The 11,673-nt window shown below is 61.5% G+C and carries 10 protein-coding genes; 1 reads left to right on the plus strand and 9 read right to left on the minus strand.

Going from position 1 to position 11,673, the window contains the following annotated elements; genetic code table 11:
- Positions 1 to 84: 84 nt before the first annotated feature.
- The gene (locus QMX98_RS26460; RefSeq protein ID WP_282411604.1) at positions 85 to 852 is read right to left on the minus strand and encodes a CHAD domain-containing protein; all 768 of its coding nucleotides are present in this window, start codon (positions 850 to 852) and stop codon (positions 85 to 87) included.
- A gap of 45 nt (positions 853 to 897) precedes the next feature.
- Positions 898 to 1,176 carry a hypothetical protein gene (locus QMX98_RS26465; protein WP_010461623.1) on the minus strand — a complete coding sequence of 93 codons (279 nt, stop codon included), beginning with the start codon at positions 1,174 to 1,176 and terminating at the stop codon, positions 898 to 900.
- Positions 1,177 to 1,399: 223 nt separating this feature from the next.
- Between QMX98_RS26465 and QMX98_RS26470 the strand changes: the two genes are divergently transcribed.
- Positions 1,400 to 2,446: a patatin-like phospholipase family protein gene (locus QMX98_RS26470; protein WP_282411605.1), complete on the plus strand. Its 1,047-nt coding sequence runs from the start codon at positions 1,400 to 1,402 to the stop codon at positions 2,444 to 2,446.
- A gap of 101 nt (positions 2,447 to 2,547) precedes the next feature.
- On the opposite strand, the gene QMX98_RS26475 is transcribed toward QMX98_RS26470, so the two are convergent.
- From QMX98_RS26475 to kdpF, 7 genes are all read right to left on the minus strand, one after another.
- Positions 2,548 to 3,138 (minus strand): Ig-like domain-containing protein, encoded by a 591-nt coding sequence (locus QMX98_RS26475; RefSeq protein WP_077747926.1) that lies wholly within the window; start codon positions 3,136 to 3,138, stop codon positions 2,548 to 2,550.
- Between the two features lie 179 nt (positions 3,139 to 3,317).
- On the minus strand, positions 3,318 to 4,022 hold the full coding sequence (locus QMX98_RS26480; RefSeq protein ID WP_282411606.1) for a response regulator: 705 nt from the start codon (positions 4,020 to 4,022) through the stop codon (positions 3,318 to 3,320).
- Between the two features lie 36 nt (positions 4,023 to 4,058).
- On the minus strand, positions 4,059 to 6,710 hold the full coding sequence (locus QMX98_RS26485; protein ID WP_083374712.1) for a sensor histidine kinase KdpD: 2,652 nt from the start codon (positions 6,708 to 6,710) through the stop codon (positions 4,059 to 4,061).
- A gap of 138 nt (positions 6,711 to 6,848) precedes the next feature.
- The gene (gene kdpC, locus QMX98_RS26490; RefSeq protein WP_077748028.1) at positions 6,849 to 7,394 is read right to left on the minus strand and encodes a potassium-transporting ATPase subunit KdpC; all 546 of its coding nucleotides are present in this window, start codon (positions 7,392 to 7,394) and stop codon (positions 6,849 to 6,851) included.
- A gap of 205 nt (positions 7,395 to 7,599) precedes the next feature.
- Positions 7,600 to 9,657, minus strand: coding sequence for a potassium-transporting ATPase subunit KdpB (gene kdpB, locus QMX98_RS26495; RefSeq protein WP_083374713.1), 2,058 nt, complete (start codon positions 9,655 to 9,657; stop codon positions 7,600 to 7,602).
- Positions 9,658 to 9,667: 10 nt separating this feature from the next.
- The gene (gene kdpA / locus QMX98_RS26500) at positions 9,668 to 11,362 is read right to left on the minus strand and encodes a potassium-transporting ATPase subunit KdpA (RefSeq protein WP_077747930.1); all 1,695 of its coding nucleotides are present in this window, start codon (positions 11,360 to 11,362) and stop codon (positions 9,668 to 9,670) included.
- Positions 11,363 to 11,370: 8 nt separating this feature from the next.
- Positions 11,371 to 11,460, minus strand: coding sequence for a K(+)-transporting ATPase subunit F (gene kdpF / locus QMX98_RS26505; protein ID WP_007899818.1), 90 nt, complete (start codon positions 11,458 to 11,460; stop codon positions 11,371 to 11,373).
- Between the last annotated feature and the right edge of the window lie 213 nt (positions 11,461 to 11,673).

Genomic DNA, 11,673 nt, shown 5'->3' on the forward strand with positions numbered 1-11,673 from the left:
AAACCGGTCTGTCAGCCAGCTCTGATGCCGACTGATACACCGCTTTCGCGAGCAGGCTCGCTCCCACATTTGATCGGGGTGGTTTCAGGATTTGAAGCAGGCATCGCTGAGTTTGTCGAGAACGCGGTCGGCGCGCTCCTCGGCCTTGGCCATGGTGGTTTTCCAGACGGCGACACACGGGTGCAGATCAGGCTCTTGTTCAGCCCTGGCCAGCCATTGAAAACAGTCATGCCACTCACCCAGGGCACCTTGTGCCGACTTCAAACGTGGCATCGCCGCGTCGGGCAATCGGTCAAGTTCGGGGTAGGCGTCAATGCCGTAGCGCACGCGCTTGATCAACAGACGCAAGCGATGGCGATCATGGGCAGGATCGTGCAGGGCCTGATCGAGTTTCTTCCATTGCTTGGCGAGGCGCTTTTCGATGCGTTTGCGCAGGCCCTTGAGCAGGCCCTGACGCTGGGAAGCACGGAGGAAACGCGGAAACGCGTCGAGAATCATCAGTAACTGCGTGACCTCGGGGCTTGTCGCCACCGCCGGATACGCCTTGGCCATCTGCGCCATACGTCGTTGCGCGGCCTCGGGTTGACCGTTCTTGAGCAAGTAGGCCGCCAGCACCTCGCGATCACGCAACGGCGTGGTCAACTCGCCAACCCGGGACGACGCCGCCTCCAGTTGCTCGACGCCAGGCAGCCCGCGCAACGGTCGCAACAGACTGCGCAGCCGGCGAACCGTGGTGCGCAGCTCGTGCAACGCTTCCGGGTCGGTGCGCGCTCTCAGGCGCGCCTGGCAAGCCAGCAGACGAACTTCCAGACTCAGTACTTGAGCCACCAACCGATCAACCAAGGCCGACATCGCTTGCTCCCTGAATCGAATGTCCACTGTTCCCTACATCATGCCTTAACGGCCGGCACGTGACTCACGAATATAGAAGCGGGCCTTCTCGGCTTTCTTGGTGCAGCCTTCGAAGCCTTCGAATTGCTGCTGGGTCTTGGCCGCCGTCAACAGCGACAGGGCCTTGGAGTAGCTGACGGTGCCGGCAAAACCCTCGGCCTTGGCCAGGTCCAGTTCATGCCACGCCGCATCGAGTCCACTACCGCAGCTGTCACGATAAGCGGTTTTGCCGGCACAACCGGCAAGCGCCAGGGCAATCAATGGCACGCAAATCCAGGCTTTCATCACTCACACCTCAACATTAGGTAAACAGTCGTGCTGGTATGACGGTCTGGCACGTGAAAAGTGCCTTGGCCCCGCCGCGCAAACGTCAAGTGTGCGTGAGAATACCCATGCGCCGCCATGGAGTGTCGAAAAAACGACGCCCTTGGCCCACCGAGCGACCTTAGCGATTGAAGCGCGCCCCGTGATGGGTGCATTGTTGAACCTTGTCAGACGAGGGCGATTCATGAAAAAGCGTGTCGCACTGGTGCTGGGCTCAGGCGGGGCCCGGGGCTATGCCCATATCGGTGTCATTGAAGAAATCGAACGGCGCGGCTACGACATCGCCTGCATTGCAGGATGCTCGATGGGCGCCGTGGTCGGCGGGATCTACGCCGCCGGCAAGCTTGACGATTATCGCGACTGGATCGAAAGCCTGGACTACCTCGACGTCTTGCGTCTGGTAGACGTCAGTTTTCGTCTGGGCGCGATTCGCGGGGAGAAAGTGTTCGGGCAGATTCGCAAGATCGTCGGCGAGATCAACATCGAAGACCTGCGCATCCCTTACACGGCGGTGGCCACGGACCTGACCAACCAGCAGGAAATCTGGTTCCAGGAAGGCTGCCTGCACCAGGCCATGCGGGCCTCGGCAGCGATTCCGAGCCTGTTCACACCCGTGATGCAGGGCAATCGCATGCTGGTGGACGGCGGCATTCTCAACCCTTTGCCGATCGTGCCCGTGGTGTCGAGCCATTGCGACCTGATCATTGCGGTCAACCTCAACTCCACCAACCAGCGCCACTATAAACTGCCGGTGATTCAGCGTCCGCCCGCGTTCAAGACCCGGTTCGACAGCCTGATCAATTCCCTGGGTTCAAAAATGCCGTTCCGCCGCAAGCAGGCCGAACAATTGCTGCTGCTGGAAAAGGAAGCGTTGATGGCCGAAGCGGCCGACATCAACCCCTGGATCGAATCCGCCGAACCCGAAGCCCAGCAACCGGCAGCCGCCCCCGAACACGAAGGCGCACCGAAATCCGCCACAGGTTCGTTCATCATCGACAACGTGGGCCCGGCGTCGTTGCTGGACCTGATCAACCAGAGTTTCGAGGTGATGCAGACGTCGTTGGCGCAGTACAAGATCGCCGGGTATCCGCCGGACATCCTGATCAACGTGCCGAAACGGGTGTGCCGGTTTTTCGAGTTTTACAAGGCGCCGGAGTTGATCGCGCTGGGGCGGGAGATTGCGCGGGATACGCTGGATCGTTATGAAAATGAGCAGAACGATCAACACTGATGTTCAATGTGCCGCAAGCGCTTGCGGCGGCACTTTGGCCAAGGCAAATCGAAGGGAGCTTGTCGTGCAGCTCCCCAAAATGATTTAAAGGGCAAGTAGCCTTACAGTTTCCTACCAATCGCAGTAAAGACATGACCACTGTCGTTTGTCTGTTCAATGCCGCTTTTCATATCCTTCGTGTAGTAATTGTGACCTGTTTCTATCGGGTGCGGCGGTGGCGGCTCTGGTTCTTCCGATGAACCCGTCGTCGACCAAAGCTGCCCGTCCCCCAAAGGCCACCGATTGCCAAAGCGTTGATACAGAACCCTCAAATCATCGAGATTTGAAAGCTGCACTAGTTCTCTATTGGCATCATCCAGTAACGAACGCAGCCTTGCAGTACCAAAAACGAAAAAGTCTTTCCCTTTCGGGATTTTCACGATGTAACTTTTGGACTGACCCGCCGCGTCAGTGACCGTCACGGTTACCTGTCCCGAGCGTAACGCGCTGACAACCCCCTCCTGATTAACGTGAGCGATTTGCGGATCATTCACTTCGTAGAAGTACGGTTTCTTACCGCCTGCAGGCTGACGTTGAAAAGTGGTATCTGGCGCTGATACCGGCTCCAGATTCGGGAACGATTTCAGTGAATAAACCGTTCCTGATACAAGCGCCTCTGATTCATCCATTTCCAAAGGTTTGTGCGTTTCCATACCTGCTCCAATTCAATAAACCGGTTGAGTTTTTTGACCGAAGCCACCTTTGTGCGCAGTTTCAGTGGCGTCGTAAAGGAACGATACGGCTACCCATCCATTCTTCATACCTGACATAAATGACAGTTTCGACGAACGGCAAATATGCAAAAAAGCCCTAGGGACCAGCAGTCAGAAACCTAGCCGAAAGAATCTTCTCTACCCAACAACCGATACCCAACCCCCGCCTCGGTAACAATAAACCGTGGCTGAGTCGGATCATCCGCCAGCTTCTGGCGCAGATGCCCCACCACAATCCGCAAATAATGACTGTCCTCGGTATGGGTCGGCCCCCAGATATCTTTCAGCAGTTGCTGCTGGGTGATCACCCGCCCGGGATGCCGGGCCAGTTGCGCCAGCACCGCATACTCTTTGCGGGTCAGCGCGACTTCGGTGCCATCGAGCAGTACCCGGCGATAGGCCAGGTCCACGGTCAGCGGGCCAAACGTCAGCGCCGCTTGCTGAGCCTCGCCAACGGGGGCCTGACGCAATAACGCACGCACCCGGGCGAGGAACTCCTGAATACCGAACGGCTTGGTCACGTAATCGTTGGCACCGCCATCGAGCGCTTCCACCTTTTGCCCTTCGCTGGCACGCACCGAAAGCACCAGCACCGGCGCCGTCGACCATTCGCGAAACTCGCGCAGCACTTGCTGGCCGTCCATGTCCGGCAGGCCGAGATCGAGCACCAGCAAGTCGGGTTTGTTCAATGCCGCCTGGGCCAGCCCTTCGTTGCCGTTGCCGGCCTCCAGTACCTTGTAACCCTGGGAAGCGAGGCTGATGCGCAGGAATTTGCGGATTTGCGGTTCGTCGTCGATGACCAAAATGGTCGCGGTCTGGCTCATGGTTTCTGATCGTGGCATGGAGATGTCCAAAGGGTATCAGGCTTCACTTTCAAGGCCCGGCTGTTCCTGCAATGGCAAGTGCAGTGTGATGCAGGTGCCGCGCCCTTCAATGCCGTCCGCGACGCTGATCCGACCGCCATGCGCGCCGACCATGCCCTGACAGATCGCCAACCCCAGGCCGGTGCCCTGCCCGCCCCGATCACCACGCGCAGCGGTGTAGAACATGTCGAAAATCTTCGCCCGCTCTTCCTCCGGAATCCCTGGCCCCTCGTCGCTGACCGAGAAGAACAGCTCGCTGTCATTGGCGCCGGCGCGTAATTGCAGACGGCCGTGAGGCGGAGAAAAACGCGCGGCGTTTTCCAGCACGTTGACCAGCGCCTGCTCGATCAACGCGGCATGCACGTACAGCAGCGGCAATTCGGCCGGCACTTCGGTGCTGACCTGCAACGGCGCCAGTACCGCGCGCAGACGATTGAGCGAACTGCCGACAATATCGGCCGGCGACACCCAGTCCCGCGCCAGCTTCAACGCACCGTGACCGAGGCGGGTCATGTCCAGCAGGTTTTGAATGTAACGGTCGAGGCGCTCGGCTTCATCGCGGGTGCCTTCAAGCAGTTCGCGGCGATCCTCCAGCGGGATGGCTTCACCGAGGGCCAGCAGACTGTCGATGCTGCCGCGCATGGAGGTCAGCGGCGTGCGCAAATCGTGGGACACCGACGCCAGCAAGGCGCTGCGCAACTGCTCGGTTTCGCCGTGCAGGCGCGCCGCTTCCAGGTCTTCGGCCAGTTGCGCGCGAGCCAAGGCCTGGGCCAGCGGTTGACTCAACGCCGTCAACAAACGCCGACGCTGACCGCTCAAGGTCTGGCCTTCTTTGGCGCACACACCGAGCAGCGCCAACGGTCCGTCTTCCACCGACAACGGCCACCACCACCAACGCCCGAACGGCAGCGTGCCGGTGCCTGCGCCCGCCGGCTGGTCGTGTTGCCAGGCCCAATCGGCGGCAGCGCGCTCGGCTTCGGAAAACTCCAGCGGGCCGCCGGTCTCGACCTTCCAGCCACCCTGGCCGTCGCGGTTGAGCAGGCACAGTTGCAGATCGCTCCAGCCATTGAGGTGCTGGGCCGCAGCGCTGACCACGGCCTGGCGGTCGGTGGCGGCGGTGAGTTTGCGCGACAGGTCGAGCAGTTCGGTGGTCTCTTCCTGAGTGTCGCGCAATGCTTGCAATTGCCGCCGTTGCCGCGCAGCGAGGTTGCCGGTGAGGGCCGCCATCAGCAGGAAGAACAGCAAGGTCAACACGTCTTCTTCGCGCTGGATGGCGAACGAAAAATTCGGCGGGATAAACAGAAAGTCATAGGTCAGAAACGACAGCGCCGCACAAGCCAGCGCCGGGCCCAGGCTGCTGCGCACCGCCACCAGCAACACGGCGGCGAGGAACACCAGCGATATATTCGGCAGCGGCAAGACGCTCGCCACGGCCCAGGCCAAAGCAGTGGCCAGCACCGTCGCCACGACCGCCAGCGCGTAGTCGAACCACACCAGCGAATGCGCCGAACGCTGACGCGGCTGATGCTGTTCGTGATCACTGTCGAGGACGTTGATTTCCAGCCCCCGCGCATCACGCAGCAAGCGTGATGCCAGACCGCCGCCGAACAAGCGCCGACGCAAACGCTGGCGCGATTGACCGACCAGCACCAGGCTGGCACGGCGTTCGGCAGCGTGCTGGATCAATGTTTTTGCGACTTCACCGGCGCGCAGTAACACCACTTCGCCGCCCAGTCGCTCGGCCAGTTGCTGGGCACTTTGCAGGCGCAGGCGCGATTGTTCGTCGCGCACGCTGCCGTTGTCCACGTGCACCAGGCTCCACGGCAGATGCCGACGCTGGGCGACCCGGCTGGCGTGGCGCACCAGGCGTTCGGCCTGAGCATCGCCATCGACGCCGACCAACAATCGACCGCGCACCGCTGGCGCGGCCTGGCCAAGTTGTCGATATCCCTGGGCCAGGTCATCGTCCACCTGCGCAGCGGCGGTTTGCATTGCCAGTTCGCGCAGGGCGGTGAGGTTGGTCTGGGTGAAGAAGGCGTCGATGGCCGCCCGCGCCTGCTCCGGCACGTAGACCTTGCCGTCACGCAGACGCTCAAGCAGTTCGCGTGGCGGCAGGTCGATCAGCAGCAGTTCGTAGGCTTCTTGCAGCACCCAGTCCGGCAGGGTTTCGCGAACCTGCACGCCGGTGATCCCGCGCACTTGATCATTGAGGCTTTCGAGGTGCTGAACGTTGACCGTGGTGAACACGTCGATGCCGGCGGCGAGCAATTCCTGGATGTCTTGCCAGCGCTTGGCGTGACGGCTGCCGGGGGCGTTGGTGTGGGCCAGTTCGTCCACCAGCACCAATTTCGGCTTGGCCGCGAGCAGACCGTCGAGGTCCATTTCTTCGAGCGTGACGCCACGGTATTCCAAGCGCACCAAGGGCTGCTGCGGCAAGCCGCCGAGCAGCGCTTCGGTCTCGGCGCGGCCGTGGGTTTCAACCACGCCGGCGATGACTTTCACGCCCTGGCGCAATTGGGTGTGGGCCGCTTGCAGCATGGCGTAGGTCTTGCCGACACCGGGTGCGGCGCCGAGGAAAACCTTGAGCCGGCCACGGCCATCGCGGGGCAGGTCTGCTAACAGCGCGTCGGCGCGGCCGGAGTCACTCATTTGTCATTGCCTTATCTTGATTGATCGTTCCCACGCTCCGCGTGGGAATACAGCTCGGGACGCTCCGCGTCCCCTTCAGAGCCGAACGCGGAGCGTCCGTTGATGCATTCCCACGCAGAGCGTGGGAACGATCATCTTCTACAGGTTTTCCAGCGCGATGTTTAGCGCCAACACATTCACCACCGGCGGCCCCACCAATGGCTGCTCAATGTGCGCATTCATCAATTGCTGAAGCGTAGACACCGGCAAATTACGCGCCGCCGCAACACGCGCCAGTTGATAGGCAATCGCCGCCGGTGGCAAGTGGGGATCGAGGCCGCTGCCGGAGGTAGTGAGCATGGCCAACGGCACTGGCCCCTGACCGGGCACCAGCTGTTTGTTGGCATCGTCGATCACCCGAGTGGCCAGCGCCGGATTGCTCGGCGAAAGGTTGCTGGCGCTGCTCGACACGGTGGCAAACGCACCCGCCGATGGCCGTGGATGAAACCAGGCATCGCCAACGAAATCCTGGGCAATCAGCGAAGAGCCACGGACCTTGCCGCCGGCGTCACGCACCAGGCTGCCATTGGCTTGATCCGGGAACGCGACCTGGGCGACGCCAGTGACGACCAAGGGGTAAGCGACGCCGGTGATCAGGGTCATCAGCACGAGCAAGCTCAGGGCCGGACGTATCATTGTGGACATTTCAAAATCCTCGAATTCAAAGAACATTCATCAGGCACACACGTCACTTGTGGCGAGGGAGCTTGCTCCCGCTCGACTGCGAAGCAGTCGTCAACCCGGCAAATGCGGTGTACCTGAACAAACACGGTGTCTGGGATGAGGCCGCTTCGCAGCCCAGCGGGAGCAAGCTCCCTCGCCACAAAAACCCCATCACAGCTCCCGACCGTCAAACCAGATGCAACGCCGTCAGCAGCATGTCGATCGCCTTGATCCCCACGAACGGCACCACAATCCCGCCCAATCCGTAGACCAGCAAATTGCGTCGCAGCAACGCCGCCGCACTCGCGGCCTGCACTCGAACCCCACGCAGCGCCAGTGGAATCAGCACCACAATGATCAAGGCGTTGAACACGATCGCCGAGAGAATCGCGCTCTGCGGACTGGCCAGGTGCATGACGTTCAGCACGCCCAATTGCGGGTAAATTGAGGCGAATAGCGCCGGCAGGATCGCGAAGTATTTGGCCACGTCGTTGGCGATGGAAAACGTCGTCAGCGCACCGCGGGTCACCAGCAATTCCTTACCGATCTGCACCACGTCCAACAGCTTGGTCGGGTCGCTGTCGAGGTCGACCATGTTCGCCGCTTCCCGCGCGGCTTGCGTGCCGTCGTTCATCGCCATGCCGACGTCAGCCTGGGCCAGAGCCGGGGCATCGTTGGCGCCGTCGCCGCACATGGCAACCAGGCGACCGTCGTTCTGTTCGTGGCGAATGCGCGCCAGTTTTTTCTCTGGCGTAGCCTCGGCCAGCACGTCATCGACGCCCGCTTCGGCAGCAATGGCAGCGGCGGTCAGCGGGTTGTCGCCGGTCACCATGACCGTGCGGATGCCCAGTTTGCGCAGCTCGGCAAAACGCTCGCGGATGCCGGGCTTGACCACGTCCTTGAGGTGGATCACACCGAGCAATTTGCCGTCGGCGCAGACCAGTAACGGGGTACCGCCGCTTTGAGCGATCTTGTCGATCTCACGGGACAGCGGCGCGGCCAGGTCGGCGCGTTTCACACCGACGAAGGCCAGCAATGAATCTACCGCGCCTTTGCGATACACACGCCCCTGATAGTCGACACCGGACAGACGGGTTTCCGCGCTGAATGGTACGGCCGTCAGCAACTCGGCGGCGGGTTCAGGTTGTGGCTGAGTGCCGCGCAGGTACTCGACGATGGACTTACCTTCAGCCGTGTCATCGGCCAGCGAGGCAAACAATGCGCCCTCCGCCAGTTCACGGGCGGTGACGCCCGGCGCCGGATGCACTGCGGTGCAGCGACGGTTACCGAAAGTGATGGTGCCGGTCTTGTCCAGCATCAGGACGTGAACGTCCCCCGCCGCTTCCACGGCGCGACCGGATTTGGCGATCACGTTCAGGCGCACCAGACGGTCCATCCCGGCAATACCGATGGCGGACAACAAACCGCCAATGGTGGTCGGAATCAACGTGACCAATAACGCCACCAGGAACACCAGCGGCAGGCTGCCGTTGGCGAAGTGGGCGAACGGTTGCAGGGTGACGACCACCAACAGGAAGATCAGGGTCAGGCCGATCAGCAGGATGTCGAGCGCGACTTCGTTCGGGGTTTTCTGGCGTTTGGCGCCTTCGACCAGAGCGATCATGCGGTCCAGTGTCGACTCGCCGGGGTTGGCGGTAATCTTCACCAGCAGCCAGTCAGAGACCAGGCGAGTGTTGCCGGTGACAGCCGAACGGTCGCCCCCGGACTCACGAATCACTGGCGCGGATTCGCCGGTGATCGCCGCTTCGTTGACGGCGGCAATACCTTCGATGACCTCGCCGTCACCGGGGATCATTTCCCCGGCTTCAACGCGCACCACATCGCCCTTGCGCAGGCTGGTGGCCGGTACCACTTGAAAAGTGCCGTTACTGGTTTTACGGCGGGCGCTCAAGCCTTCGCTGCCGGCCTTGAGGCTGTCGGCGCGGGCCTTGCCGCGACCTTCGGCCAAGGCTTCGGCGAAGTTGGCGAAGAGCACGGTGAACCACAGCCACAGGGCGATTTGCGCAGCGACGAAGGTCGGCACGGCACTGTCGGGAATGAAGCACAGCACGGTGGTCAGGATCGCGGTCAGTTCGACCACCAGCATCACCGGCGCACGCTGCAATTGCCGTGGGTCGAGCTTGACGAAGGCTTGCACCAGCGCCGGGCGCCAGAGGGCCGAGATCGCAGTTTTGGGTTGTTCCGGCGCCTTGGCGACGACGGTTTTGCTTACAGGCATATTCATGATGGATTCCTTAGAAGCCCATACTCAGATGTTCAGCAATAGGACCCAGCGCCAATGTCGGCAGGAAGGTCAAACCACCCACCAGCAAAATGGTCACGGTCAGCAATGTCACGAACAGCGGGCCATGGGTCGGGAAGCTGTTCTGGCCGATCGGTGCGGTTTTCTTCATTGCCAGGCTGCCGGCCAACGCCAGTACCGGGAGGATGTAACCGAAGCGACCGATCAACATGCCAAGACCCAGCATCAGGTTGTGGAACGCCGTGTTGGCACCGAATCCGCCGAAGGCCGAACCGTTGTTGGCACTGGCCGAGGTGTAGGCGTACAGCAACTGGCTGAAACCGTGGGCACCGGGGTTACTCACCGCCGCGACCGGGCCGGGCAGACTCGCGGCAATCGCACCGAGCACCAGCACGCCGACCGGCATCACCAGCAAGGTCACGACCAGCAACTGGACTTCCTTCGCCTGGAGTTTCTTGCCCAGGTATTCCGGGGTACGACCGATCATCAGGCCGGCGAGGAACACCGCGATCAACACGTTGAGCAACATGCCGTAGAGCCCCGCGCCGACGCCGCCGAAGATCACTTCGCCAACCATCATGTTGACCAATGCGACCATGCCGCTCAGCGGGTTGAGGCTGTCGTGCATGCCGTTGACCGAACCGTTGGACGCTGCGGTGGTGGTCACCGACCACAGCACCGTGGCGGTCGTGCCGAAGCGCGCTTCCTTGCCTTCCAGCGGCGCGGTCTGTTCCACGGCGACGTTGTTCAGGGTCGGGTTGGGTTGGTATTCAGCCCACAACGAGGTCGCGCCGCCGATCAGGAACAGCGCCAGCATGCAGGCGATGATCGCGCGGCTCTGACGCAGGTCTTTGACGTAGTGGCCGAAGGTGAACACCAGCGCGGCCGGGATCAGAATGATCGAGCCAACTTCAAACAGGTTACTCCACGCTGTCGGGTTCTCGAACGGGTGCGCCGAGTTGACGCCGAAGAAGCCACCGCCGTTGGTGCCCAATTGCTTGATCGCAATCTGGCTGGCGGCCGGGCCGAGCGGAATCACCTGATCGACGCCTTGCATGGTCACGGCATTCACGTACTGCGCGAAGGTTTGCGGCACGCCCTGCCAGACCAGGTACAGCGCCAGCAGCAGACACAGGGGCAACAGGCCGTAGAGGGTTGCGCGGGTCATGTCGACCCAGAAGTTGCCCAGGGTCTTGCTCGACTTGCGACCAATACCGCGGCACAGCGCAACCAATACCGCCAGGCCGGTGGCGGCGCTGACGAAGTTCTGCACGGTGAGGCCGACCATCTGGCTCAGGTAGCTCAGGGTCGCTTCGCCGCTGTAGGACTGCCAGTTGGTATTGGTCATGAAGCTGACGGCGGTGTTGAACGCTTGCGTCCACTCCTGACCCGGCAGGTTTTGCGGGTTCAACGGCAAGTGGTCCTGGAACAACAGGATCGCGAACAACAGCAAAAAGCCCGCGAGGTTGAAGGCGAGCAAGGCCAGTGTGTATTTCTGCCAGCTCTGTTCGGCCTGCGGATCAACGCCGGCCACCCGATAACAACCACGTTCGACCGGTCCGAGGATCGGCGAAAGCCAGGTGCGCTGGCCTTCCATGACCTTGTAGTAGAACCGCCCAAGGAACGGTGCCGGGATCAGCACCACGGCAAAGAAGGCCAGGATCAGCCAATAGTCATAACTGTGCATAGCCGCTCCTAGTTCCGGTCCGCGCGCAACAGCGCAACCAACAGATAAATGAACAGCCCCACTGCCAATAGCAGTGACACCCCGTCCAGAACGCTCATGGAAGTTCTCCGTGTTACGGCGTATTGCCGCGTGTGGAGTCATTGTCGGCAGGGAGGCTGTAAAGGAACGAGACCGAGGGGTGTGGCGGGGCATAAAGAATGCGTAAAGAGTGGGTTTATGCCTTCGTTACGGCGGTGTCCGAGCGGGCCCCTTCGCGGGCAAGCCTCGCTCCTACAGGTCCGTGGAGCGCTCGCCCTTGTAGGAGCGAGGCT

Origin of the sequence: Pseudomonas sp. PS02303 (assembly GCF_029959925.1) — a bacterium.
Classification (GTDB): Bacteria; Pseudomonadota; Gammaproteobacteria; order Pseudomonadales; family Pseudomonadaceae; genus Aquipseudomonas; species Aquipseudomonas mandelii.